General features: G+C 71.8%; 23 protein-coding genes and 2 rRNA genes. 17 read left to right on the top strand and 8 right to left on the bottom strand.

Going from position 1 to position 24,873, the window contains the following annotated elements; all coding sequences use genetic code 11:
- From ACZ7D7_RS05000 to ACZ7D7_RS04960, 9 genes are all read left to right on the top strand, one after another.
- Positions 1-1,028: ribosomal RNA gene (locus ACZ7D7_RS05000) — 23S ribosomal RNA — on the top strand; the annotation flags it as partial.
- A gap of 87 nt (positions 1,029-1,115) precedes the next feature.
- Positions 1,116-1,232: ribosomal RNA gene (rrf, locus tag ACZ7D7_RS04995) — 5S ribosomal RNA — on the top strand.
- A gap of 62 nt (positions 1,233-1,294) precedes the next feature.
- Positions 1,295-1,942, top strand: a complete 648-nt coding sequence (locus ACZ7D7_RS04990; protein WP_470822388.1) for an HAD family hydrolase — start codon at positions 1,295-1,297, stop codon at positions 1,940-1,942.
- A gap of 43 nt (positions 1,943-1,985) precedes the next feature.
- On the top strand, positions 1,986-3,158 hold the full coding sequence (locus ACZ7D7_RS04985; RefSeq protein ID WP_470822386.1) for an acetoin utilization protein AcuC: 1,173 nt from the start codon (positions 1,986-1,988) through the stop codon (positions 3,156-3,158).
- A 175-nt stretch (positions 3,159-3,333) separates the two neighbouring features.
- On the top strand, positions 3,334-4,149 hold the full coding sequence (locus tag ACZ7D7_RS04980; RefSeq protein WP_470822385.1) for a phosphatase: 816 nt from the start codon (positions 3,334-3,336) through the stop codon (positions 4,147-4,149).
- 129 nt (positions 4,150-4,278) lie between these two features.
- The gene (locus ACZ7D7_RS04975; protein ID WP_004984898.1) at positions 4,279-4,491 is read left to right on the top strand and encodes a helix-turn-helix domain-containing protein; all 213 of its coding nucleotides are present in this window, start codon (positions 4,279-4,281) and stop codon (positions 4,489-4,491) included.
- Positions 4,492-4,647: 156 nt separating this feature from the next.
- Positions 4,648-4,746, top strand: coding sequence for a 30S ribosomal protein bS22 (locus tag ACZ7D7_RS04970; RefSeq protein WP_003948845.1), 99 nt, complete (start codon positions 4,648-4,650; stop codon positions 4,744-4,746).
- Positions 4,747-4,992: 246 nt separating this feature from the next.
- A complete protein-coding gene (locus ACZ7D7_RS04965; protein WP_470822384.1) occupies positions 4,993-6,054 on the top strand; it encodes an NAD-dependent epimerase/dehydratase family protein in 1,062 nt (353 codons plus the stop codon).
- A gap of 14 nt (positions 6,055-6,068) precedes the next feature.
- On the top strand, positions 6,069-7,172 hold the full coding sequence (locus ACZ7D7_RS04960) for a lysophospholipid acyltransferase family protein (RefSeq protein ID WP_470822382.1): 1,104 nt from the start codon (positions 6,069-6,071) through the stop codon (positions 7,170-7,172).
- A 79-nt stretch (positions 7,173-7,251) separates the two neighbouring features.
- Here the strand turns inward: ACZ7D7_RS04960 and ACZ7D7_RS04955 are convergent, their stop codons facing one another.
- The 3 genes from ACZ7D7_RS04955 to ACZ7D7_RS04945 form a co-directional block, all read right to left on the bottom strand.
- A complete protein-coding gene (locus ACZ7D7_RS04955; RefSeq protein ID WP_470822380.1) occupies positions 7,252-8,481 on the bottom strand; it encodes a DUF5667 domain-containing protein in 1,230 nt (409 codons plus the stop codon).
- A gap of 232 nt (positions 8,482-8,713) precedes the next feature.
- Complete coding sequence (locus ACZ7D7_RS04950; RefSeq protein WP_470822379.1) at positions 8,714-9,487, bottom strand: ECF subfamily RNA polymerase sigma factor, BldN family; 774 nt, start codon at positions 9,485-9,487, stop codon at positions 8,714-8,716.
- Positions 9,488-9,837: 350 nt separating this feature from the next.
- On the bottom strand, positions 9,838-10,749 hold the full coding sequence (locus ACZ7D7_RS04945) for an HAD family hydrolase (protein WP_470822377.1): 912 nt from the start codon (positions 10,747-10,749) through the stop codon (positions 9,838-9,840).
- Between the two features lie 98 nt (positions 10,750-10,847).
- Between ACZ7D7_RS04945 and ACZ7D7_RS04940 the strand changes: the two genes are divergently transcribed.
- From ACZ7D7_RS04940 to ACZ7D7_RS04920, 5 genes are all read left to right on the top strand, one after another.
- A complete protein-coding gene (locus tag ACZ7D7_RS04940; protein WP_470822375.1) occupies positions 10,848-11,135 on the top strand; it encodes a glutaredoxin family protein in 288 nt (95 codons plus the stop codon).
- 280 nt (positions 11,136-11,415) lie between these two features.
- A complete protein-coding gene (locus tag ACZ7D7_RS04935; RefSeq protein ID WP_470822374.1) occupies positions 11,416-12,180 on the top strand; it encodes a redox-sensing transcriptional repressor Rex in 765 nt (254 codons plus the stop codon).
- The gene (locus ACZ7D7_RS04930; RefSeq protein WP_470822372.1) at positions 12,177-13,937 is read left to right on the top strand and encodes a glutamyl-tRNA reductase; all 1,761 of its coding nucleotides are present in this window, start codon (positions 12,177-12,179) and stop codon (positions 13,935-13,937) included. Before ACZ7D7_RS04935 ends, ACZ7D7_RS04930 begins: the two co-directional genes overlap by 4 nt.
- A complete protein-coding gene (gene hemC / locus ACZ7D7_RS04925; protein ID WP_470822371.1) occupies positions 13,934-14,893 on the top strand; it encodes a hydroxymethylbilane synthase in 960 nt (319 codons plus the stop codon). Before ACZ7D7_RS04930 ends, hemC begins: the two co-directional genes overlap by 4 nt.
- Complete coding sequence (locus tag ACZ7D7_RS04920) at positions 14,890-16,629, top strand: bifunctional uroporphyrinogen-III C-methyltransferase/uroporphyrinogen-III synthase (protein ID WP_470822369.1); 1,740 nt, start codon at positions 14,890-14,892, stop codon at positions 16,627-16,629. The genes hemC and ACZ7D7_RS04920 overlap by 4 nt, the downstream gene beginning before the upstream one ends.
- A 72-nt stretch (positions 16,630-16,701) precedes the next feature.
- On the opposite strand, the gene ACZ7D7_RS04915 is transcribed toward ACZ7D7_RS04920, so the two are convergent.
- On the bottom strand, positions 16,702-18,084 hold the full coding sequence (locus ACZ7D7_RS04915) for an FAD-binding oxidoreductase (RefSeq protein WP_470822368.1): 1,383 nt from the start codon (positions 18,082-18,084) through the stop codon (positions 16,702-16,704).
- 294 nt (positions 18,085-18,378) lie between these two features.
- On the opposite strand from ACZ7D7_RS04915, the gene hemB reads away from it, so the two are divergent.
- The 3 genes from hemB to ACZ7D7_RS04900 all read left to right on the top strand — a co-directional run bounded on the left by hemB (position 18,379) and on the right by ACZ7D7_RS04900 (position 21,245).
- A complete protein-coding gene (hemB, locus tag ACZ7D7_RS04910; protein ID WP_470822367.1) occupies positions 18,379-19,371 on the top strand; it encodes a porphobilinogen synthase in 993 nt (330 codons plus the stop codon).
- Positions 19,372-19,511: 140 nt separating this feature from the next.
- Positions 19,512-20,750 (top strand): aminotransferase-like domain-containing protein, encoded by a 1,239-nt coding sequence (locus tag ACZ7D7_RS04905; protein WP_470822365.1) that lies wholly within the window; start codon positions 19,512-19,514, stop codon positions 20,748-20,750.
- 60 nt (positions 20,751-20,810) lie between these two features.
- The gene (locus tag ACZ7D7_RS04900) at positions 20,811-21,245 is read left to right on the top strand and encodes a DUF6892 domain-containing protein (RefSeq protein WP_470822363.1); all 435 of its coding nucleotides are present in this window, start codon (positions 20,811-20,813) and stop codon (positions 21,243-21,245) included.
- Here ACZ7D7_RS04900 and ACZ7D7_RS04895 read toward each other — a convergent pair.
- From ACZ7D7_RS04895 to ACZ7D7_RS04880, 4 genes are all read right to left on the bottom strand, one after another.
- Positions 21,242-22,027 (bottom strand): DUF4253 domain-containing protein, encoded by a 786-nt coding sequence (locus ACZ7D7_RS04895; RefSeq protein WP_470822361.1) that lies wholly within the window; start codon positions 22,025-22,027, stop codon positions 21,242-21,244. The genes ACZ7D7_RS04900 and ACZ7D7_RS04895 overlap by 4 nt on opposite strands.
- Positions 22,028-22,096: 69 nt before the next feature.
- The gene (locus ACZ7D7_RS04890) at positions 22,097-22,780 is read right to left on the bottom strand and encodes a response regulator transcription factor (RefSeq protein WP_470822360.1); all 684 of its coding nucleotides are present in this window, start codon (positions 22,778-22,780) and stop codon (positions 22,097-22,099) included.
- Positions 22,744-23,865 carry a hypothetical protein gene (locus ACZ7D7_RS04885; protein ID WP_470822358.1) on the bottom strand — a complete coding sequence of 374 codons (1,122 nt, stop codon included), beginning with the start codon at positions 23,863-23,865 and terminating at the stop codon, positions 22,744-22,746. Before ACZ7D7_RS04885 ends, ACZ7D7_RS04890 begins: the two co-directional genes overlap by 37 nt.
- The gene (locus tag ACZ7D7_RS04880) at positions 23,862-24,869 is read right to left on the bottom strand and encodes a sensor histidine kinase (RefSeq protein ID WP_470822356.1); all 1,008 of its coding nucleotides are present in this window, start codon (positions 24,867-24,869) and stop codon (positions 23,862-23,864) included. Before ACZ7D7_RS04880 ends, ACZ7D7_RS04885 begins: the two co-directional genes overlap by 4 nt.
- Positions 24,870-24,873: the final 4 nt, after the last annotated feature.

Genomic DNA, 24,873 nt, shown 5'->3' with positions numbered 1-24,873 from the left:
GGCGAAGCTGAGAACTTAAGCGCCAGTAAACGGCGGTGGTAACTATAACCATCCTAAGGTAGCGAAATTCCTTGTCGGGTAAGTTCCGACCTGCACGAATGGCGTAACGACTTCTCGACTGTCTCAACCATAGGCCCGGTGAAATTGCACTACGAGTAAAGATGCTCGTTTCGCGCAGCAGGACGGAAAGACCCCGGGACCTTTACTACAGTTTGATATTGGTGTTCGGTTCGGCTTGTGTAGGATAGCTGGGAGACTTTGAGCATCGGACGCCAGTTCGGTGGGAGTCGTCGTTGAAATACCAGTCTGGTCGTGCTGGATGTCTAACCTGGGTCCGTGATCCGGATCAGGGACAGTGTCTGATGGGTAGTTTAACTGGGGCGGTTGCCTCCTAAAGGGTAACGGAGGCGCCCAAAGGTTCCCTCAGCCTGGTTGGTAATCAGGTGTTGAGTGTAAGTGCACAAGGGAGCTTGACTGTGAGACCGACGGGTCGAGCAGGGACGAAAGTCGGGACTAGTGATCCGGCGGTGGCTTGTGGAAGCGCCGTCGCTCAACGGATAAAAGGTACCCCGGGGATAACAGGCTGATCTTCCCCAAGAGTCCATATCGACGGGATGGTTTGGCACCTCGATGTCGGCTCGTCGCATCCTGGGGCTGGAGTCGGTCCCAAGGGTTGGGCTGTTCGCCCATTAAAGCGGTACGCGAGCTGGGTTTAGAACGTCGTGAGACAGTTCGGTCCCTATCCGCTGTGCGCGTAGGAGTCTTGAGAAGGGCTGTCCCTAGTACGAGAGGACCGGGACGGACGAACCTCTGGTGTGCCAGTTGTTCTGCCAAGGGCATGGCTGGTTGGCTACGTTCGGGAGGGATAACCGCTGAAAGCATCTAAGCGGGAAGCCTGCTTCGAGATGAGGGCTCCCACCTCCTAGAGAGGGTAAGGCTCCCAGTAGACGACTGGGTTGATAGGCCGGATATGGAAGCACGGTAACGTGTGGAGTTGACCGGTACTAATAGGCCGAGGGCTTGTCCTCAGTTGCTCGCGTCCACTGTGTTGGTTCTGAAACCACGAACAATCAGACCTGTGTTGGTCACCGGGTTGGTTGTCTGTTTCATAGTGTTTCGGTGGTCATAGCGTAGGGGAAACGCCCGGTTACATTCCGAACCCGGAAGCTAAGCCTTACAGCGCCGATGGTACTGCAGGGGGGACCCTGTGGGAGAGTAGGACACCGCCGAACAATCATTGGGAAAGGGCCCACACCTCACGGTGTGGGCCCTTTCTGCATTTAGAGTCGAGTTCATGCGCTACGACCTCGTCATCTTCGACAACGACGGTGTTCTCGTCGACAGCGAGCCGATATCCAACCGGCTCCTGGCGGCCTATCTCACCGAGCTGGGCCACCCGACCTCCTACGAGGACTCCATCCGGGACTACATGGGGTCCGCGATGCACCGCGTGCACGACCTCGTGCGGGAGCGCACCGGGCAGCGGCTGCCGGCGGAGTTCGACGACGTCTTCCACGCCCGCGTCTTCGCAGCCTTCGAGCGGGAGCTGGAGCCGGTCGTCGGCGCCGTCGACGTCCTGGAGAAGCTGGCCGCGGACGGGGTGCCGTACTGCGTGGCCTCCTCCGGGAGTCATGAACGGATTCGGGTGGGGCACCGGACGACCGGGCTGGACCGGTGGTTCGGGGAGGAGCGGATCTTCAGCTCGCAGGACGTGGGGCGGGGGAAGCCGGCGCCCGATCTCTTCCTGTACGCCGCCGAGCGGATGGGTGTCCCGCCCGAGCGGTGTGTCGTCGTCGAGGACAGCCCGCTCGGCGTGCGGGGCGCCGTGGCCGCCGGGATGGACGTGTACGGGTTCACCGCGATGACGCCGGCCGCGCGGCTGGCCGGGGCCACGCGCCTCTTCGCCGACATGGCGGAACTGCCGCCGATGCTCATGCCCTGAGCCTGTTCGTTCGCCGCTCAACAGGACCGATACGGTGGCGGGCATGAGCGGCCGCGCACGACTGATGTGGGACGAGGCAGTAACGGGCTACGACTTCGGCCCGGGCCATCCGATGGACCCGGTCCGGCTCGCGCTGACCCGGCGCCTGATCGACGCCTTCGGGCTCGACCGCGAGGTGGAGGTGGTCGCGGCGAAAGCGGCGGGGGAGTCGACGCTGCGGCTCGTCCACCGGGAGGACTACATCGAGGCGGTGCGGGCCGCGTCGCTGGACCCCGACGCGGCGGACCAGTCGTACGGGCTCGGCACGATGGACGATCCGGCGTTCGCCGGGATGCACGAGGTGTCCGCGCTGATCGCCGGACAGTCGGTCGGGGCCGCGGAGGCCGTGTGGCGCGGTGAGGCGCTGCACGCCGTGAACTTCGCGGGCGGCCTGCACCACGCGATGCCGGGATCCGCGTCCGGTTTCTGCGTCTACAACGACGCCGCGATCGCGATCGCGCGGCTGCTGGAGCTGGGCGCGGAGCGCGTCGCGTACATCGACGTGGACGTGCACCACGGGGACGGGGTGCAGGCGGCGTTCTGGGAGGACCCCAGGGTGCTGACGGTCTCGCTGCACGAGCATCCGCGGACGCTGTTCCCGCAGACGGGCTGGCCCGAGGAGACGGGCGCCGACGCGGCGGAGGGCTCCGCGGTGAACCTCGCGCTGCCGGCCGGCACCGGGGACGCGGGATGGCTGCGGGCGTTCCACGCGGTGGTGCCCGAGCTGCTGGCCGACTTCCGGCCGCAGGTGCTCGTGACGCAGCACGGCGCCGACACGCACTTCGAGGATCCGCTGGCGCACCTGGCGGTGTCGCTGGACGCGCAGCGGGCCGTGCAGGTGGCCTGCCACGACCTGGCGCACGAGTACGCCGACGGGCGGTGGGTCGCGCTGGGCGGCGGCGGATACGCCGTGGTGGACGTCGTACCGAGGTCGTGGACGCATCTCGTGGCGATCGCGGCGGGGCGGCCCGTGGAGCCCACGGAGCTGATCCCGGAGAGCTGGCGGCAGGAAGTGTTCGCGAAGACACGGCAGTTGGGGCCGGGGCGGATGACGGACGGCCGCTGGCCGGTGTCCTACGGGGAGTGGGAGGCCGGGTACGACCCCGCGGACCGGCTGGACCAGGCGGTGCTGGCGACCCGGCGGGCCGTGTTCCCGCTGCGCGGGATGCTGCCGTAACGCGAGGCCGCCCCAGGGCGAGGCCGCCCCAGGGCGAGGCCGCCCCAGGGCGAGGCCGCCCCAGGGCGAGGCCGTCGCAACGCGGGGCGTCGGAACGCGGGGCGGGTGCGCCGTTCGGGGGGAGTTTTCGCCGTTCCCGCCCCGCGGCCCGTGTCGTTCCAGCACCATCGACTCCGTGCTCACCGCCGACTCCCTCCGTGCGCACCTGCTCGCCGCTCGGCTCGCCGGGGTCGTGGCGACGACACGGGAGGTCAGCCTGCGGAGATACCGGCTCTTCGCGGCCGGGGACCCGCGCGTACTGATCGGGATCGATCCCGAGCGGTCATGGAAGTCCCGGGATCTGATCGAGTTGATGGCGGACAGGTGTGGGGTTTCGGCCGATCCGTGCCAGACTTCGGGCCACGACGTGATCGATCCGGAGCGCACGCTGGCCGCCCTGGACGCCTTCGCCGGGCGTCTCGCGGCAGCCGCCCGGCGCGGTGCGCCCGTGCTGCTCGGCACCGGACACCCGCATCGGCTGCTCGGTTTCTACGGCGGTCTCGCAGACGCCTTGTCGGCGGCGGGATGTACTGTCCTCACCCCGGCGCAGGGTCGCTGTGTCGACATAACGACCCGGTTCGGTCTACGCACGCACCTCCTCGACTACGTCGGAGGAGTCGCCCTGGTCCGGGAACCCGGTGGCGCGCGCCCCGGTGGTGAACCCGGCGCACACTCGCACTCCCCGTTGCCGGTCCGGCTCGCGCTGGCCGCGGCGGCCGAGGCCGGCGGACCGCTGCCCGAGCTGGTGATCGGGGACCACGGCTGGGTCTGCGGGGCAGGTCAGCTGGGGTTCGAGGCGATCGGTCTGGCCGACACGGACGACCCGGCGCCGTTCGTCGGTCAGGCCGAGGGCTCGGTGTCGGTCGTCGTGCCCCTCGACGACGGCGTGCGGTCCGCCTACTACCGCCCGCTCACCCGCTACGTACTCAATCGGGCGTGTCTGTCACGGTAGGCCGCCGATGGATGCACCTCTTCCCCACTCGCATCACCCGCCCCTACATTGGGGAGTGAGCACGCAACGACGAAGAGTCACCGGAAGGGGAAGCCGGTGGCCGTCGAGTGCGGAAGGTTCAGGTGTGTCATGGCTGCAGCTGGCGAAAGGCCTCTGAACGAGGTTCAGTTCCTTACCGTGGCGGAAGTCGCCTCGGTGATGCGAGTGTCGAAGATGACCGTGTACCGCCTGGTGCACAGCGGTCATCTGCCCGCGATCCGGGTGGGACGGTCCTTCCGTGTCCCGGAGCAAGCGGTTCACGAGTACCTCCGCGAGAGCTATGTGGGGGTGGAAACGGCCTGACGGCGGTCTCCGGGGGAGGCCCTCAGGGCAGATTCGGGTCTCTCCCGTCACCTCGATTACGACCTCGGCGCTCGGGCGGGTAGGCTAGCCCCTCGTAGGTCGTGTGGGCCCATGGCGCCCAACTACCGAGTGATGAGAAGTGAGCGAGGGTTAGTCGTGGGCTCTGTTATCAAGAAGCGGCGCAAGCGGATGGCGAAGAAGAAGCACCGCAAGCTGCTCAAGCGCACGCGCGTTCAGCGTCGCAACAAGAAGTAGTGACGCCGGTCGCTACTTCGGTACGCGACGCCGACGCCGCTGAAGCGTGACCGTGGCCCCCCACCCGTCCGGTGGGGGGCCGCGTGTCTTGCGCCGACTCGTCGCCTCGTGCGCCGCCGGGGTCATCACAGCGCAACACCGAGCGGCTAGGTTGGCCGTCGTACGGGGAACACGGCAGGCTACGAGCGGTACAGCGAGCCGAGCGGTGGAGCGGCAGAGCGGCGAGGCGGAAGGAAGGCGCTGGTCTTGGGCAAGGTCGTGCTGGTGACCGGAGTGGCCCGTCAGCTGGGGGGCCGGTTCGTGCGGCGGATCCAGCGCGACCCGGAGGTGGACCGGGTCGTCGCCGTGGACGCGGTCCCGCCCGAGCACCATCTGGGCGGCGCCGACTTCGTCCGGGCCGACATCCGGCAGCCCACCATCGCGCGGGTGCTCGCCGAGACGGGCGCCGACACGGTCGTGCACCTGGACGTCACGGGCACTCCGCTGGGCGGCGGCAGCCGGGCGTCGGTGAAGGAGACCAACGTCATCGGGACGATGCAGCTGCTCGGCGCCTGCCAGAAGTCCCCGGCGGTGCGGCGGCTCGTCGTGAAGTCCAGCACGAACGTCTACGGTTCCGCGCCCCGCGACCCGGCCGTGTTCACCGAGACGACCCCGCCCAAGTCCCTGCCGAGCGGCGGCTTCGCCAAGGACGCCGTGGAGGTCGAGGGGTACGTGCGGGGCTTCGCGCGGCGCCGGCCCGACGTCGCCGTGTGCGTGCTGCGGTTCGCGAACATCCTCGGGCCGGCCACCGAGACGCCGCTCGCCTCGTACTTCGCGCTGCCCGTCCTGCCGACCGTGTTCGGCTACGACCCGCGGCTGCAGTTCGTGCACGAGGACGACGTCATCGACGTGCTGCGGATCGCCTCGCACGAACCGGTGCGCGGCACCCTCAACAGCGGCACCTTCAACATCGCCGGGGACGGCGTCCTGACGCTCTCCCAATGCGCCCGGCGCCTCGGACGGCCCACGGTGCCGCTGCTGCTTCCCGCGGTCACCTGGACGGGCTCCCTGGTGCGTACGCTGGGCATGACGGACTTCTCGCCCGAGCAGATCCGGCTGCTGACCCACGGGCGGGTGGTGGCGACGGACCAGATGCGCGAGACGCTGGGATTCCGGCCGAAACGCACGACCGCCGAGACCTTCGCCGACTTCGCCCGCGGCCAGGGCCCCGGGTTGCTGCCGCCGGACAAGGTCACCGCGGCCGTGGACCGGATCGCCGCGCTGCCCCTCGCGGGCGGCGGTCACCTCCCGACGCAGAGCGCCAACTGAGGAGCGCAGCAACGATGGCGGACGCCAAGGTCATTCCGTTCGACGACGACCGCTCCCGCGGGAGCTCCGCGCAGCGCCCGGCGCGGCGCCGGAGCGCGGGGAACCGGCGCAAGGGCACGGAGTCCGCGCCGGTCCGGGAGGTCCAGCCGCTGCCCGACAGCGCGTCCGCGCAGGACGACGGCCGGGTGAGCCGCGACGAACAGAAGGAAGAGCAGGTACAGCAGGAACGGCCGCAGGAGTCCGGGCCGGTCACCGGGCAGCCTTCGGGCGAGGGCGGCGGCGGTCTCGAGCGGCGCATCGCCGGCGGTCTCGCGTTCCTGCGACGGCGGCTGACGGGGGACTACGAGGTCGACGACTTCGGCTACGACGCCGAACTGACCGACCAGGTGCTGATGTCGCTGCTGCGCCCGGTGTACGAGAAGTACTTCCGGGTGGAGGTGAAGGGCATCGAGAACATCCCGTCCGAGGGCGGCGCGCTGCTCGTCGCCAACCACTCCGGGACGCTGCCGCTGGACGGCCTGATGATGCAGGTCGCCGTGCACGACAACCACCCGGCGGGCCGTCATCTGCGGCTGCTCGCCGCGGACCTGGTGTTCATGCTGCCGGTGGTCAACGAGCTCGCCCGCAAGCTCGGTCACACGCTCGCGTGCGCCGAGGACGCCGAACGGCTGCTGGGGGACGGCGAGCTGGTCGGGGTGATGCCGGAGGGGTTCAAGGGCATCGGGAAGCCGTTCAGCGAGCGGTACAAGCTGCAACGTTTCGGCAGGGGCGGTTTCGTGTCGACGGCGCTGCGGCGGGGTGTGCCGATCGTGCCGTGCTCGATCGTCGGCGCCGAGGAGATCTACCCGATGATCGGCAACGCCAAGACGCTGGCGCGGGTGCTGGGCATCCCGTACTTCCCGATCACGCCGACGTTCCCGTGGCTGGGTCCGCTGGGTGCGGTGCCGCTGCCGACGAAGTGGACGATCCAGTTCGGCGAGCCGATTCCGACGGACGGCTATCCGCCGGAGGCGGCCGAGGACCCGATGCTGATGTTCAACCTGACCGACCAGGTCCGTGAGCAGATCCAGCACACGCTCTACAAGCTGCTGGTGCAGCGCCGGTCGGTGTTCTTCTGACGGCACGGCGGCTGGAGACACGGCGATGGGGCGCCCTCTCGCGGAGGGGGCGCCCCATCGCGTTACTCCTGGTCTCGCGTTACTCCTGGTCCTCGCTGTCGATGCCGAGGCCGGGCAGCAGGCCCGGGAGGAGCGGCGGGACCGTGATGTCCGGTTCGCCGGCGGTGGGGTTGCCCGAGGGGGACGTCGACGGCGTGAGGTCCTTCGGCGGGTCGAGGAGTCCGCCGGTGTTGCCGCCGAGCAGGCCGTCGTCCTCGTCGGTGTCGGCCGATCCGCTGGGGCTGCTGCTGGAGCCGGTGTCGCCGCCGCCGTTTCCCGCGCCGGGCGCGGTGGGGTGGCCCGAGGCGGTGGCGCCGGTGGGCGAGGCGCCGCTGCCCGGCCGCCGGTCCGTGTCGTCGTCCTGGGCCGGGGGCTGCGGGAGGAGGGAGCGCAGCGGCTCGACGTCCTCGTCTATGGCGTCGAACACCGAGGACACCTCCTCGCTGACGTCGCCGAGCTGGACGGGCAGTTTGTCGCGGATGGCGCCCCAGGTCGCGCGGTGGGACCGCGAGAACGAGGAGAGGGCCTGGATGGGGCCGAGTGAGTCGGGGTCGCGCTCGTAGACCGAGGACAGCAGGCGGTGGCCCTCGGAGGCGTCGTACCGCATGCCCGAGAGGGTGCGGCGGATCTCGGTGAGGGACTCGTGGTCGAGCTGTCCGCCGCGGCCGCGGTCGAGGAGCCTGCGCGCCTCGTTGAGCCGGGTGGAGGCCTGGTCGAGGTGGGCCCGGCCGCGCTCGTCGTCGTCCCCGGCGAGGCCGAGCTTGAAGTCCTCGATGCCGCGCTTCAGCCCGTAGAGGGAGTCACCGGGGAGGGCGTCGGAGCTGGCAGCGGCGACTCCGCCGAAGGCGCTCGCCGCCACACCCACGCTGAGGCCGCCCGCCGTGAGGCCCTTGGCCAGCCGGGTCCGGGGCCGGAACCGCTTCAGCGGGGTCGCCCGGTGAGCGCCCCGGGCCCGGGAGGAGCGCTGCCCGGGCAACGAAGGGTCCGGGGCCTCGCCCCCCTGGAGCATGGCCTCCATGGCGGCCACCAGCTGGGCCCGCTGGACGACCTTGACCTCCGGGTCCAGCTCCGGTTTGGGCAGCGCGCCGAGGCCGGCGGCCAGGGACAGCATGCGCCCCTGCTCCGTCGGTTCGGCGGCGTCCGGTGGCGGAGGGGCCGGTGCCGGTGCCGGGTCTTCGGACTGTTCGGCCGCCGTGCCCCGTTCGGACTGTTCCTCCAGGGCCTGGGCGAAGGCGTTCGCCCGCCGGTGCGCCGATACGTTCGCGATCACTGGCGGCACCTCCTCTCGTCAAGACGGTCGACTCCCCAGGGGGTCCTGAGGGTTGCACACCTTGAGCACATCCACACGATCGAGTGATCGGAGTCGGCCAGGGGGTGACCACAGGGAGCCTGCATCCCGCACAACGAGCGGCTCGGCACTTGGGTTACGGACGGCGGATGATCCGATCGGGAAGTCAACGGACTTTCACGGTACGTGAGTTGACCGTAGCGGAACGTATCGCTCAGCGGGCGTCGTCCGGCAGGAGCCGGGCGAGGGTACGGACGGCGCGGTACTGGAGGGTCTTGATCGCCCCCTCGTTCTTGCCCATCACGCGCGCGGTCTCCGCGACGGACAGGCCCTGGAGGAAGCGCAGCGTCACGCACTCCTGCTGCTGGGGGTTGAGCCGTCGCACCGCCTCCAGCAGTGCCGCGTTGGAGAGGGACTCCAGGACGGACTCCTCGGGTGAGCGCTCCACCTCGTTGGCGTCGAGCATCTCGCCGGTGGTGACCTCCAGCCGGAAGCGGCTGGACTTGAAGTGGTCGGCGACGAGGTTGCGGGCGATGGTCACCAGCCAGGCGCCGAAGTCGCGCCCCTGCCAGGTGAACGTCCCGATCCTGCGCAGGGCGCGCAGAAAGGTCTCGCTGGTGAGGTCCTCGGCGGTCGCCTTGCCGCCCACCCGGTAGTAGATGTACCGGTACACGGTGTCGCTGTACTGGTCGTAGAGGCGTCCGAAGGCTTCGGCCTCGCCGGCCTGGGCGCGCTCGACGAGGTCCATCATCCGGGCGCTGTCGCTGTCCGCCGCGGGGCGGCGGGCGGTGGTGGCGCCGGCCGAGCGCCCTCGTCTGCCGACGGCGGCGCTGCCGTCGGCGAGCGCGTAGCACGGGCCGGCGGGCGCGGTGGCAACGGCAAGGGCGGGGACGGCGTACGCGGTGGGGACGAAGCCGCGCAACAGGTCCTGGACCGTTGCGCGCAGCGTAGCCAGGCCCGAGGCGTCAACCCCGACGTGTGGGTACACGGGACTCCCAGAGGCAGAGCTTCCATCACGTGCAGTGCGGGACCATTCACCCGTCGTAGCGACGGACGGGTACCGGATTGCGTCTGAGGAGAATAACGCTTCGTACAGGCCCTGCTACGCCCAGTTGCTCAAATCGTCGATTACGTCGCTTCCGTAGCCGATTGACGCTCGATCAGGTGTCGCAGAGTGACCGTTTGTTGATCGGAAAGGTTCGTATTCGGGCTGCGTCCCGCGCGGGTTGTGGCCGTGTACGGGCAAGGGGACTGCACAGGAGGGTGGCGGGGTACGTCAGTTGGATTGGGCGGGGTCCGCGGGGCGCCCGGGCGTTGCGGCCCTCCGGGCGCCCTCGGTCACCGGCGCCGGCGGTGCAGGGCGATCGCCGCCGCCGTGCCGCCCGCCACCGCGCCGACGCCGGCCGCCGCCGGGATGCCGACCTTGGCCGCCTTGCGGCCCGTGCGGTAGTCGCGCAGCCGCCAGTCCAGCTTGCGGGCGTGCTTGCGCAGCTTGGAGTCGGGGTTGATGGCGTAGGGGTGGCCGACCAGGGACAGCATCGGGATGTCGTTGTGCGAGTCGCTGTAGGCGGCGCAGCGGGACAGGTCCAGGCCCTCCGCCGCGGCGAGCGCGCGCACCGCCTCCGCCTTCGCCGGGCCGTGCAGGGGTTCGCCGACGAGGCGGCCGGTGTAGACGCCGTCGACCGACTCGGCGACCGTGCCGAGCGCGCCGGTCAGGCCGAGGCGGCGGGCGATGACCGTGGCGATCTCCACCGGGGCCGCCGTGACCAGCCACACCTTCTGGCCCGCGTCCAGGTGGGCCTGCGCGAGGGCGCGGGTGCCCGGCCAGATCCGCTCGGCCATGTACTCGTCGTAGATCTCCTCGCCGATCGACTGGAGTTCGCTGACGCGGTGGCCCTTGACGATGGAGAGCGCCGACTCGCGGGCCTCCTGCATGTGCTCGGGATCCTCGACGCCGGCCAGCCGGAACCACGCCTGCTGCCAGGCGAAGCGGGCCAGGTCGCGGGTCTCGAAGAACTTCCGCTTGTACAGGCCGCGCCCGAAGTGGAAGATCGCGGCGCCCTGCATGACGGTGTTGTCGAGGTCGAAGAAGGCGGCGGCGCGGTCGTCGCCCTGGACCGGGAACTCCGGTTCCTCGCCGGAGACGTCCTGGGATGTTTTGCGGGCTGCCTCCGCCGAGGCCTCGCCTGCCAGCACGCTGCGCGCCGTGGCGGAGCGCCTACGGGGGGTGAGCCATCCGAGAGCGGCCATGACCGTGAGCATAGCCAGTTTGTTCGGTCCTTCCGGAGCCGAGAGGTTTGAAGGGTGTGAACTCTCCGTGGCCGTGCCGTTGAACGGGGCGCGGGACAATGGCCCGTATGAGTGCCCTTTTCCGCCGAACGGCCGCCCGGCCCCCGCAGGACCGGCTCGTCACCCTGATCCGCAAGCCCGGTTGCCACCTGTGTGATGACGCACAGTCCGTCATCGAGAAGGTGTGCGCCGACCTGGGCGTGCCCTGGGAGCAGAAGGACATCTCCCAGGACGCCGAACTCCACGACAAGTACTGGGAACAGATCCCCGTCGTCCTGGTGGACGGGGCCCAGCACACCTTCTGGCGCGTGAACGAGGAGAGGCTGCGGAAGGCGCTGACCGAGTAGTCCAAGTGGTCCGGAAAGTGACTTAGGATCGATGGTGTCTTGGTCTCGGGGGCGTGGATCGTAGAGGAAGGTGTGCGGTTTGCCCCCGATAAGCGAGGAACGACGGTGCGTGCGCGCCGGTTCCCTCTCGGTGTGCAGGGAGCGCGTGAGCCCGGTCACGTTGGCCGGGCAAATCGGACACCATCTTTGTGCACGCGTTCACAAAGACATAGCCTGCTGTCGACGGGGCGGTCTTGGGACGTGTGACCGCCTGCAGCCCCGCTCTACCCGCAGGAGCACCGTGGCAACTGGCCGAACTCACCGACCGGCGACCCGTAGCCGAGGGATTCCCGAGGCCACCGTCGCCCGGCTTCCGCTGTACCTCCGCGCCCTGACCGCGCTTTCGGAGCGCTCTGTGCCCACGGTCTCCTCCGAGGAGCTCGCGGCCGCCGCCGGCGTCAACTCCGCGAAGCTGCGCAAGGACTTCTCGTACCTCGGTTCGTACGGGACCCGGGGCGTCGGCTACGACGTCGAGTATCTCGTCTACCAGATCTCCCGCGAACTCGGCCTGACGCAGGACTGGCCGGTCGTGATCGTCGGTATCGGAAACCTCGGCGCGGCGCTGGCCAACTACGGCGGTTTCGCCTCCCGCGGCTTCCGGGTCGCCGCCCTGATCGACGCCGATCCCGCGATGGCCGGGAAGCCCGTCGCCGGGATCCCGGTGCAGCACACCGACGAGCTCGAAAGGATCATCTCGGACAACGGCGTGTCCATCGGCGTCATCGCGACGCCCGCCGGTGCCGCCCAGCAGGTCTGCGACCGGCTCGTGGCCGCGGGTGTCACCTCGATCCTGAACTTCGCGCCGACCGTGCTGTCCGTGCCGGACGGCGTCGACGTGCGCAAGGTCGACCTCTCCATCGAGCTGCAGATCCTCGCCTTCCACGAGCAGCGCAAGGCGGGAGAGGAAGCCGCCGCGGAGGCCGCCGCCGTCCCGGCCGCCACCACCCGCGACGAGTCCACCGACCAGGGGCCCGACGGGGACGTACCCGCCGTGATGCCGGCATGAGTCTCCTCGTCGTCGGGCTGAGCCACCGCAGCGCCCCGGTCAGCGTCCTGGAACGGGCCTCGCTGAGCGCGGACGCCCAGGTCAAGCTGCTCCAGGACACGGTTGCCGCCGAACCGGCCGCCGAGGCCGCCGTGCTGGCCACCTGCAACCGCATCGAGCTGTACGCCGACGTGGACAAGTTCCACGCCGGTGTCGCCGAGCTGTCCACGCTGCTCGCCCAGCACAGTGGGGTCGGCCTGGACGAGCTCACTCCTTATCTCTATGTGCACTACGAGGACCGGGCCGTCCACCACCTGTTCTCGGTGGCCTGCGGCCTGGACTCGATGGTCGTCGGCGAGGGCCAGATCCTCGGCCAGATCAAGGACTCCCTGGCCAGGGCGCAGGACCTGCACACCGCCGGGCGCCTGCTGAACGACCTGTTCCAGCAGGCCCTCAGGGTCGGCAAGCGGGCCCACTCCGAGACCGGCATCGACCGCGCCGGCCAGTCGCTGGTCACCTTCGGCCTGGAGCAGCTCGCCGCCGGGTCGGCCGTGGAGCGGTGGGCGCGCGGCAAGAAGGCCGTCGTGATCGGCGCCGGGTCCATGTCGTCGCTGGCCGCGGCCACGCTGGCGCGTGCCGGGGTCGCCGAGATCGTCGTCGCCAACCGCACGCAGGAGCGTGCCGAGCGGCTCGCGCGGATCCTCACCGAGGGTGACGACACGGACGTGGTCGCGCGTGCCGTGCCGATGGACCGCGTCGCGGGTGAACTGACACGTGCCGACCTCGCCGTGTCCTGCACCGGCGCGACCGGGCTCGTGCTGACGGCCGAGTCGGTCGCCGCCGCCGTCGAGGGCCGCGTCGGCCGGACCCCCGCCTTCGGCGCGCTCGCCGACGGCACCGGCGAGACCTCCGCGGAGGCCGACGCCACGGGCATACGCAGGCCGGCCGACGCGCGGACGCCGCTGCCGCCCGCCGGGGCCGGCGCCGAGGACGGCTGCCCCCTCGACCTGGCCGCCGTGCAGCCCGGCTTCTCCGTCATGGGGGAGGCCGCCGTCGCCGGTATGGACGCCGCGACGCTGGAGCAGCACGCCGCCTGGGCCGCCGGTGGCGCCGTGGACCGGCGCGAGCAGAGCCGTGAGGCGGACGCCGGGCTGATCACCGCGCTCGCCGCGACCGCCGCGACCGTCGGCCGGGTGCCCGAGCGGCGCCGGCCCGAGCCGGTCGCCGGGGCCCGTCGGCCCGCGCCCGTGCTGTTCCTCCTCGACCTCGCCATGCCGCGCGACATCGACGCCGCCGCGCACCGGCTGCCCGGTGTCCGCCTCGTCGACATCGAGTCGCTCGCCGAGGCCTCCGCGGACGCCCCGATGGCGGCCGACGTGGACCAGGTCCGCCGTATCGTCTCCGACGAGGTCGCCGCCTTCGGGGCGGCGCTCAGGGCCGCGCACATCACGCCGACCGTCGTGGCGCTGCGCACCATGGCCGCCGACGTCGTCGCCGGTGAGATCGCCCGCCTCGAGGGGCGGCTGCCCGCCCTGGACGACAAGCACCGCGCCGAGATCACGCAGACCGTCAAGCGCGTCGTGGACAAGCTGCTGCACGCCCCGACCGTGCGGGTCAAGCAGCTCGCGGCGGAACCCGGCGGCGCCGGGTACGCGGACGCGCTGCGCACCCTGTTCGACCTCGACCCGGAGACGGTGGCCGCCGTCTCCCGCGCCGAGGGCGGCACCGAGACGCAGGACCAGAACGACCAGAACGCCAAGAACCGAGGGCCAGCATGAGTGACAAGGCACTACGGCTCGGGACCAGGCGGAGCAAGCTCGCCATGGCCCAGTCCGGGCAGGTCGCGGACGCCGTGAGCCAGGTGACCGGACGGCCCGTCGAGCTCGTCGAGATCACCACGTACGGGGACACGTCGCGTGAGCACCTGGCGCAGATCGGCGGCACGGGCGTCTTCGTGACCGCCCTGCGCGACGCGTTGGTCAGGGGTGAGGTCGACTTCGCGGTGCACTCCCTGAAGGACCTGCCGACCACGCAGCCCGAGGAACTCGCGCTGGCCGCCGTGCCGGTGCGCGAGGACCCGCGGGACGTGATCGTGGCCCGGGACGCGCTGAAGTTCACCGACCTGCCGCGCGGGGCGCGCATCGGCACGGGTTCGCCGCGCCGCATGGCGCAGCTCAACGCGTACGCCCGGACCCACGGGCTGGACATCGAGACGGTCCCGATCAGGGGCAACGTCGACACGCGCATCGGGTTCGTGCGGGACGGGGAGCTCGACGCCGTCGTGCTGGCCGCCGCCGGGCTGAACCGGATCGGCCGGATCGACGAGGTGACCGACTTCCTGTCGGTCGACACGGTTCTGCCCGCCCCCGGCCAGGGGGCCCTGGCGATCGAATGCGCCGCGGACAACGCGGAGTTGATCGCCGCGCTCGCCGAGCTCGACGACCCGTACACGCGGGCCGCCGTGACGGCCGAGCGGTCACTGCTCGCCGCCCTGGAGGCCGGTTGCAGCGCCCCTGTGGGCGCGTTGGCCGACCTCTTGGCCGACGGGCAGATTGTCAAGGAAATGCGCCTGCGCGGTGTTGTCGGCACGACCGACGGTGCCACGATGGTGCAGCTGTCCACCACCGGTCCCGTGCCCGAAGCGCACGACCAGGCGGCGGCACTCGGTCGCGTACTCGCCACCGAGATGCTCGCCCAGGGCGCGGCCGGTCTGATGGGGGAGCGAGCACATTGAGCCCCACCACCCTTCCCGCCGCCGGTCCGGAACACGGGCACGTCACCTTCCTGGGTGCCGGACCCGGAGATCCGGGACTGCTGACCCTGCGAGCCGTCGAGGCGCTGGCGCACGCGGACGTACTCGTCGCCGAGCACGAGGTGCTCGACGTCGTGCGTACGCATGCCAGGCAGGGCGTCGCCGAGGTGCGCACGGACGCGGACGCCCCGACGGACGAATCCGGCGCGGCCGGTTCTTCCGCGAGGGCGAATCCGGGCACGGGCACGCCTCAACTGACGGTAGTTGACGGCTCGTCAAAAACCGTTGGTGGCCCCGCGTCGCGGGATGCCGCACATCTTGTCATGGAGGCCGCGCGCAGCGGCAGGCGGGTCGTGCGTGCGGTGTCCGGTGACCCCGGGCTCGACGCGTACGCCGCCGAGGAGATGCTGGCGTGCGCCGCCGCCGGGGTGCCTTTCGAGGTGGTCCCCGGTATCGCGACGGCCGTCGGTGTGCCCGCGTACGCCGGTGTGCCGCTGCGGGACGCGCAGGGCACCGACGTGCGGTTCGTGGACGCGCGCACCGCGTCGGACCGGTGCTGGACGGAGGTCGGCGCCTCCGACGGCACGGTGGTCGTCTCCACGACGCTCGACTCGGTGGCCGCCGCGGCCGGGGAGCTGGTCACGGCGGGCCGCAAGCCGGACACCCCCCTGACGGTGACCGTCGCGGGCACGACGACCCGGCAGCGGACCTGGACGGCGACGCTCGGCACGATCGCGCAGACGCTGAAGCAGGCCAAGGTGCTGCCCTCCCCGGAGGGCGGGCGGCCGGTGATAGCCGTGGTCGGTGAGCGTTTCGCCGCGGCTCAGCGCGAGCAGCTGTCGTGGTTCGAGAACAAGCCGCTGTTCGGCTGGAAGGTTCTCGTGCCGCGCACGAAGGAGCAGGCGGCGTCGCTCTCCGACCAACTGCGCTCCTACGGGGCCGTGCCGCACGAGGTGCCGACGATCGCCGTCGAACCGCCGCGCACGCCCCAGCAGATGGAGCGGGCGGTCAAGGGCCTGGTGACGGGCCGCTACGAGTGGATCGCGTTCACGTCGGTCAACGCGGTCAAGGCGGTCCGGGAGAAGTTCGAGGAGTACGGCCTGGACGCGCGCGCCTTCGCGGGCATCAAGGTCGCGGCGGTCGGCGAGCAGACGGCGAAGGCGCTGATCGCGTTCGGCGTGAAGCCGGACCTGGTGCCGAGCGGCGAGCAGTCGGCGGCCGGCCTCCTGGAGGACTGGCCCCCGTACGACCCGGTCTTCGACCCGATCGACCGCGTCTTCCTGCCGCGTGCCGACATCGCCACGGAGACGCTGGTCGCGGGCCTGATCGAACTCGGCTGGGAGGTCGACGACGTCACGGCCTACCGCACGGTGCGCGCGTCGCCGCCGCCGGCGGAGACCCGCGAGGCGATCAAGGGCGGCGGCTTCGACGCGGTGCTGTTCACCTCGTCCTCGACGGTCCGCAACCTCGTGGGCATCGCGGGCAAGCCGCACAACGTCACGGTCATCGCCTGCATCGGCCCGGCGACGGCGAAGACGGCGGAGGAACACGGCCTGCGCGTCGACGTCATGGCCCCGGAACCCTCGGTCCACAAGCTGGCGGAGGCCCTGGCCGACTTCGGCCGCCGCCGCCGCGCGGCAGCGCTGGAGGCGGGCGACCCGGTGACCCGCCCGAGCGAGCGCAGGCCGGGGGCACGGAGGCGTCGCTCGACGACGTGACCCCGAGCGTCAACGGGCCCCGCACTCCTTCCCGGCGTGCGGGGCCCGACGCGTGTCCGGGGCACCAGGACGTTACGCCGGGGGCACCGTGTGGCCGAAGCGGAGGAGGTTGGCGGGGTCGTAGGTCGACTTGGCGCGGCGCAGGCGGGTGCGGGTCGCCGGGGTCCAGGCTCGGGCCCGGTCCCGGTCGTCGCCCGGGGTGCCGTGGAGGTTGACCATCGTGTGGCCCGTGGACCAGGGGGTCATGGCCGTGGTGAGGGCTCGCGTGGCCCGCTCGACCGCTTCGGCCATGGGGGGTGCGGCCAGGACGCCCACCGCTTCCAGGAGGTAGGCGGCGTCCCGGGACGAGATCGCGTCCTCGACCGCCGCGGGGCGGGCGAGCGCTCCGCCCATGTGGCGCAGTTCTATGAGGAGCAGCGGGCAGTCGGGCACCGCCGGGCCCGCCTGGTCGAGGAACGCGGTCACCGCTTCCGGGGGAAGGTCGCGCAGGAGCAGGCAGGACTCGCGGGCGGGCAGGGGGTCCTGCGGGTCCATGTAGATGGCGTCGACGGCCGTGTAGTCCATCTCCGCCACCGTGTCGATCTCCACCGGTGCCGCCGCGCGGAGCGGGGCCAGGAGGTTCTGGCCCTCGGCCGGGTCGCCGGTCCATGCCATGCAGACCCGGGCCCAGAAGCCGCCGCGGAAGGGTTCCGGGATCTCCGGGAACGGGGGCAGACGGAGGAGGGAGAACGTGCTGTTCATTTCCGGGGGTGCCTCGCGCGTCCAGTTCGCCCAGGTCTTCAGCAACGGCTCCGCGTACTCGCCCGCGCAGTAGATGCCTCCGCCCAGGACGCGGGAGAGCGGCAGCAGGTCCGTGACCAGGGACGTGACCACTCCTACGGTGCCCTTGCCGCCGCGCAGGGCCCAGAACAGGTCGGGTTCGGACTCGGCGGTCACGTGGTGGGCCGTGCCGTCGGGGGTGACCAGGTCGAAGGAGCGGACCAGGTCCGAGGCGTAGCCGTACGTGCGGCCCAGGACGGGCAGGCCGCCGCCCAGGGTGTAGCCGACGACGCCGGCGTCCGTGGACGAGCCGTTCAGCGTGGCCAGGCCGTGCGGGGCCGCCGCCTCCAGCACGTGCCGCCACTTCGCGCCCGCCGCGACGGTCGCCGTGCGCGCGGCCGGGTCGATCGTCACGTCCGTCATGCGGGACGTGTTGATCAACAGGCCGTGGTCGACGGGGAAGTTGGCGCCGTGCCCGGTGGCCTGCACGGCGACCGGGGTGTTCGTGGCCGACGCCCAGCGCAGCGCCGTCACGACGTCGTCGGACGACGTCGCCCCGACGACGACGTCGGGGGTGTGCAGCGCGGCCAGGTTGAATCCGGCGACCTCCTCGGCGTAGCCGGCTTCGCCGGGGTGGAACACCGGGCCCCGGATGTCCGGGAGGGCGTGGGTGGACCGGGGGTGGGTGGCTGTCATCGCGTCCTCCGCGAGGGTGCGTACGGAGGGCCGGGGCGGGCTGCTGTCAGGCACCGGCGTGCGGCGGACGTGGGCTGCGCGTGCGGCCGGGTCGGGCTGCGGATGCGGCCGGGTCGGGCGTCGGCGTGCGGCGGAAGAGAGAGCCGTCGAGGTCCCTTTCTCCCAGCATGGACCCGGGTGCGCGGCCCCGCATGCCGGGCCGCGCGCAGCCCGCCCGAGTACCCCCGTGGACCGCCCCGTACTCCGACGCCCAGTCGGCAAATCGGGTGCCGGGGCGGGCGTAGCGTAGACGGCATGACGAAGTACGGATCCTTCCCGGGTACGCGGCCCCGGCGGCTGCGCACCACCCCCGCGCTGCGCCGCATGGTCGCCGAGACCCGTCTGCATCCGGCCGACTTCATCCTGCCCGCGTTCGTGCGGGAGGGCGTCGCCGAACCGGTGCCCATCCGGGCCATGCCCGGCGTCGTCCAGCACACCCGGGACAGCCTGAAGAAGGCCGCCGCCGAGGCCGTCGCGGCCGGGGTCTCCGGGATCATGCTGTTCGGCGTGCCGGAGGACGCCAACAAGGACGCCCTCGGGACCGCGGGCACCGACCCGGACGGCATCCTCCAGGTCGCGCTGCGGGACGTGCGCGCCGAGGTCGGGGACGACCTCATCGTCATGTCGGACCTGTGCCTCGACGAGTTCACCGACCACGGGCACTGCGGTGTCCTGGACGACCAGGGGCGCGTGGACAACGACGCCACCCTGGAGCGGTACGCCGAGATGGCGCAGGTGCAGGCCGACGCGGGCGCCCATGTCGTGGGCCCCAGCGGCATGATGGACGGGCAGATCGGCGTCGTCCGTGACGCGCTCGACCAGATCGGCCGCGAGGACGTGGCGATCCTCGCCTACACGGCGAAGTACTCCTCCGCGTTCTACGGCCCCTTCCGCGAGGCCGTCGGCTCGTCGCTGCGGGGCGACCGCAAGACCTACCAGCAGGACCCGGCGAACCTCCGGGAGTCGCTGCGGGAGCTGGCCCTCGACCTGGAGGAGGGCGCCGACATGGTCATGGTGAAGCCGGCCGGGCCCTACCTCGACGTCCTGGCGCGGGTCGCGGACGCCGTGGACGTGCCGGTGGCCGCGTACCAGATCTCCGGCGAGTACTCGATGGTCGAGGCCGCCGCCGAGAAGGGCTGGGTCGACCGGGACCGGGCGATCCTGGAGACGCTGACCGGCATCAAGCGGGCCGGGGCGCAGAACATCCTGACGTACTGGGCGACCGAGGTCGCGCAGAAGCTGCGGTAGGCGGCGCGGGCCGGGGTCCGTCCGTCGCCCTTCCCGCGTCGATTCCCGGCCGGGTGTCCGGATCGCGGAAATGCGGGTGTAGACGGCAGGTATTTCTCTAGGGTGCGGGGAACGTCCCACCAGGCCCCGAGGAGCGCCCCGTGACCGTCGCCGAGCCCGCCGCCCCCGTCCCCGCGCCCGTCGCTGAGGCCCCCGGCCCCGCCCCCGTGCCGCCGCTCGCCGCGCGCGTCCGGGCCGTTGGCGGATCGCCCGTGCGGGACATCCTCGCCGTCACCGCCCGCCCCGAGGTCATCAACTTCGCGGGCGGGCTCCCGGCGCCCGAGCTGTTCGACGCCGACGGCATCGCCGCCGCGTACCAGGCCGTGCTCGCCGGCTCGCCCGCGCAGGCACTCCAGTACGCCACCACGGAGGGCGAACCGGCGCTGCGCGCCGCGCTCGCCGCGCGCACCTCGGCGCGGGGCCTGCCCACCGACCCGGACGACATCCTCGTCACCACCGGCTCCCAGCAGGCGCTGTCGCTGCTCGCCACGGCGCTGCTCGAACCCGGTGACACCGTCCTCGTCGAAAGTCCCTGTTATCTCGCGGCACTTCAGGCCTTCGGCCTCGCGGGAGCGCGCGTGCTGGCCGTGCCCGGCGACGCGGACGGCGTCGACCCGCGGGCCCTGGAGGACCTCGTCGTCCGCGAGCGGCCCAAGCTGTTCTACACCGTCCCCACCTTCCAGAACCCCACCGGCCGCACCCTGCCCGCCGACCGCCGCGCCGCCGTGGCCGCCGTCGCCGCCCGGCGCGGACTGTGGATCGTGGAGGACGACCCGTACGGCGAGCTGCGCTTCGAGGGCGGGCGCGTGCCGTGGATCGCCGCCCACGACGACGCCCGCGACCGGACCGTGCTGCTCGGCTCCTTCTCCAAGGTGATGGCGCCCGGGCTGCGGCTCGGCTGGCTGCGGGCGCCCGGCGAGCTGCGCCGCGCCTGCGCCGTCGCCAAGCAGGCCGCCGACCTCCACACCCCGACCGTCAACCAGCTCGCCGCCGCGCGGTACTTGGCGGACAACGACCTCGACGCGCACGTCGCCCGCGTCGCCACGGCCTACGCCGCCCGCCGCGACGCCATGCTGGCCGGCCTCGCCGACGCGCTGCCCCCGGGCTCGGTCTGGAACCGGCCCGAGGGCGGCATGTTCCTGTGGGCGCGGCTGCCCGACGGCCACGACACGACCGCCCTGCTCCCGCAGGTCGTCCGGCACGACGTCGCCTACGTCCCCGGCGCCCCCTTCTACGCGGGCGAGCCCGACCGCGCCACGCTCCGGCTGTGCTTCGTGACGCAGACGCCGGACGAGATCGCGGAGGGGCTGCGGAGACTGGGGGCGGCGCTGCGGGCGTGACGCCGGCGGGGGGAGGGGCTGGTCGCGGGGGCGGCCGGCGGCCGTGATTGGGTCTGCGGCATGGCTGTCTTCCGTGACTTCAACTTCAAGCTCCTCGTCGTCGAGGAGCTCATGTACGGGGTCGAGACCCTGACCCCGGCGTTCAGCATCGACGAGCTGATGCGGGAGCGCGGCATCACCGATGTGCAGGGCCATGTCTTCGCCAACGACCTCGCGTACAAGGTGCTCCCGGAGTCCCGCGCGTACTTCGAGGCGCTGGAGATCAGCGACGAACTGCTGGCCTCCGTCGAGTCCCTGTGCGTCGACGGCGGCAACCAGGTCTACTACGAGTGCTCACCCGTCTGGGACGGCGAGGACGAACTCTTCGACGTGCACTCCCTCGACGACCTCGACCTCCTCCCCAACCTCAAGCGGATCATGGGGGCGGAGGAGGCGCTCATCGCCGTGCCGGACAAGCTGGAGATCCTCGCGGCACGCGGCATCGCCGCGTCCTAGTCCCACCAGAAGTGCCACACCGGCTGGTTGAGGACCCGGCGTTCCGCGTACGCGGGCAGGGTGGTCTCGGTGCCCTGCCAGATGTTGTCCGGGCAGAACGCGAAGTGCTCCGCCGCCAGGGCCTCCGCCTCGGCGGGCGTCGTCGGCGGCTGGGCCACCGACACCAGCAGGTGGTCGAAGCCGAGCGCCACGACGCGTATGCCGTAGCGGTCCTCCCAGGAGCGGAGGACCGCGCACAGTACGGCCGTGTCGTTCTCGTGGTTCACCGGGCCCGACCAGCCGATCGCCGCCGGGATGTCCGCGGAGCGCCGCGCCGGGACCAGGGCCAGGCGCGGGTCCTCCAGCGGACCGAACTCCACCAGGGCGTCGGCCGTTCCGGCGGCGACCACGTCGGGCTCCTCCACCGGCGGCCTGCCGGACGCGGGCGCCAGGCCCGGCCAGGGCGTCCCTTCCTCGCACGCCTCCCAGAAGTCGGCGAGGACCTCCGCCGCGTCGTGGTCCCCCGGGTACGTCACGTCGCCGGGCATCAAGGTCCAGTCGGCCGGGGTGCCCTGTCTGCCGCCCGCCTCGATGACGACCGGGAGCAGACCGGCCGTCCGCGCGGACTGCAGCGCCGTCCACGCGCCCGGCACGGCGGTGTCGTCCGCGAGCCACAGCAACGGCTCGTGCCACGGGCCCTTGTCGGTGGCGTCGATCAGGGAGCCGGGCGGCAGCTCCAGGCCGAGCGTACGGCCGGACGGTTCGGCGACGAGCTGGGGCAGGGGGTTGGGAAGCGTGGCCATACGGCCGACTGTAAGCCCGCCCGCCGACAATGAACGAGGCCCAGGCGGCCGGGGTGGCCTCCGGGGCGGTCAGCCGCAGGCCGCGGCCGATTCGTAGCCCGTGATGTCGTCGGGCTTCACCAAGCCGTCCTCGATCGCACGGGCCAGCATGTCCGCCTTTGTCGGTGCGTTTCTGCCGACCTGCGCGTACTTGACCCGCGCCCGCCGGATGTACACGTCCACGGTGTGGACCGACACCCCCATGCGCCGGGCGACCGACGCCTTCGACATGGACTGGAACCACCACAGCAGCGCGGTGCGTTCCTGCGAGGACAACTGGGGCCTGTTGGCGCCGCGATCGCCCACCAGGACACCCGCGGCCGTCGGGGTGACGTACGGCCTGTCTCCCGCCACCGCCAGCACCGTGTTCACCAGGTGCGCCCGTCCCTCGTTCTTCGCGACGAACTCGCAGGCGCCGACCTCCAGGGATTCGAGCACCACGCGCTGTTCGGTGAACTGTGAGAAGACGATGACCCGTTGGCCCGCCGCGGCCAGACGGGCGACGGCGTCGATGGCGATGGTGCCGTGCAGATTCAGGTCGAGGATGAGGACGTCCGCGACGCCGGGCGGCACCTCGGCGGTTTCGCCCGTGTACACCACCGAGATGCGCGGCTCCGCGGACAGCCAGGTCTGAATGCCTTCGACGACGACCGGGTGGTCGTCGGTGATGGCAACGGTCAGTGAGCCGGTCGCACCGGACAACGTGTCTCCCACCACAACTGCTCCCCCTCCGCGTCGAACAGGAAGGACACGCCACGCGGGCCCGGCGGTTCCACGACCGCGTCCGGCGGGGCGTCGGCCACCACGCTCACCGCCACCTCCTCGGGCGTCGCCACCAGCGTGACCCGCGCCTCGGTGGCCGCGGCGGCCAGGACCAGCAGAGCCCCGTCCGTCAGTTCGCGACGCACGGACACCGGCAGCACGGGCAGGTCTCCGTAGCAGAGCAGGGTGACGCGTACCCCGCGCCGCTCCGCCATGTCCGCGCAGGACCGCAGTTCGTGCAGGAGCGGGTGCGGGGTGTGGTCCGTCTCGGCGAACAGCCTCCGCAGGCGTGCCGCCTCCACTGCCGCGCGCCGGCGTACGTCGGTGTCCTCCGGGTCCAGCCGGCGTTCCGCCAGACCACGCAGCAGCGGTTCCACCCTGGCGCGCAGGTGCTCGTACCGGCGCCGCCGCTCGGCGTGCACGGCTTCGTCGGCGGCGGCACGGGCGAGGTGCTCCGCGTGCGCCGCGGCGGCCTCGGTGGCCTCTGCGGCACCGCTGTTGAGCTGCCGGGCGAGGTACGCGAACGTGAGCTGGACGCCGGCGGTGGTGTAGATGGCGGCCAGAATCCGGGAGACGGTGACGTGGTCGAGCGGGCCGTCGGCGGCCAGCAGGCCCACCGTGACGGCCGTGTTCGCCACCAGCAGGGTGACCAGTTCCCACAGCGGGCGCTGGATCAGCAGCAGTACGCCGAACCAGCCCACGGTGTTCCAGGCCCAGCTCACGTCACTGCTCGCCCCGTCCGGCGAGTACGTGGCGGTCACGACGGCCCCGGCGACCAGCGCGGCCCCCGCGAGCAGCCGCGCCGTGCGTGCGCCGAGCGCGGAGCGCAGCAGCAGGACGGAACCGGCGCCATGGATGAGCGCGAGGGCGAGCCAGCCGCCCGCGGCGGCGCCCCGTGACGCGTACTCCGGCAGGCCCTTGAGCAGCAGGAACGTGTCCAGCCCCAGGTGCCAGATGCCGACGATCACCACCACGCCGAGATGGACGGCCGAGGCGAAGCGGGTGGCGACCACGCCCTGGACGACACCGGCGCTCATGGTGCCCATCTCAGGACGACCCGGGTTCCGGCCCCGGCGGACGACACCACTCGGGCGCTGCCGCCCACGGCACGCATCCGGCCGTGGACCGATTCCCGCAGGCCGCGTCGGTGGGGGGCAACGGCCGACGGGTCGAACCCGGCTCCGTCGTCGCGGACTTCGACGGTGGCGCCCCGTCCGACGCGTCGCACGGTGACCCGCGCGGTGCGGGTGTCCGCGTGCAGGGCCACGTTGGCCAGGGCCTCGGCGGCCCCTTGCGCGAGGGCGTCCACGACCTCGCGGGGGAGGTCCAGCGGCGGTACGTCGAACTCGATGTCCAGTGGTGGCAGGCCTACTTGGCGTGCCTGCACGGCGGTGCGCAGCGCGACGTCCAGCGGGGCGAGCGCGTGCGCCGTGTCGCGTGCCGAACCGGGGTGTGCCCGCAGGCTCTCGATGACGGCCAGGTCGGCGCCGGCCCGTTCCGGCAGCGCGGTGGAGTCGCGGGTGATGCTGCCCGTACCCACCATGGTGAGCGTGGCGAGCACGGTGTCGTGCAGCAGTCGCTGCTGTTCCAGTTCGTCGGCCCGCGCGGCGGACCGGGCTCGTGCGGACGCGCGTGCCGCTGCTTCCTCGGACAGCGCGTGATCCGCCGTGCGTGCCCCGTGCCGCAGCAGGGCGACGACGGCGGCGGCGAGCAGCCCTTGGAGTACCAGCACGACGGAGGCCTCTCGTAACCCGCCGCCCGTCGCGTGGGCCGCCGCGATGGCGAGTGCCGCGACCATCGCCCAGGGCTGGCGCAGCGTGAACTGCGCGATGAAGACGCCGGTGCCGGACACCATGTCGACCCACCCCGAGCCCGCTGACGCCTCCAGGACCGCGGCCGGGACGAGCACGCCGTGCGCGAGGCAGAGCACCACGACGACGGCGGTGTCACCGACGCAGAGCCAGGGGCGCGGTCCCCGCCTGAACATCACCACGCCGAACAGGACGCTCCACGCCGACAGTGCGACGACGGCGACGGCCACCCAG

This window comes from Streptomyces sp. NPDC037054, assembly GCF_055606745.1.
This window is presented reverse-complemented; position numbering and strand designations above follow the sequence as displayed.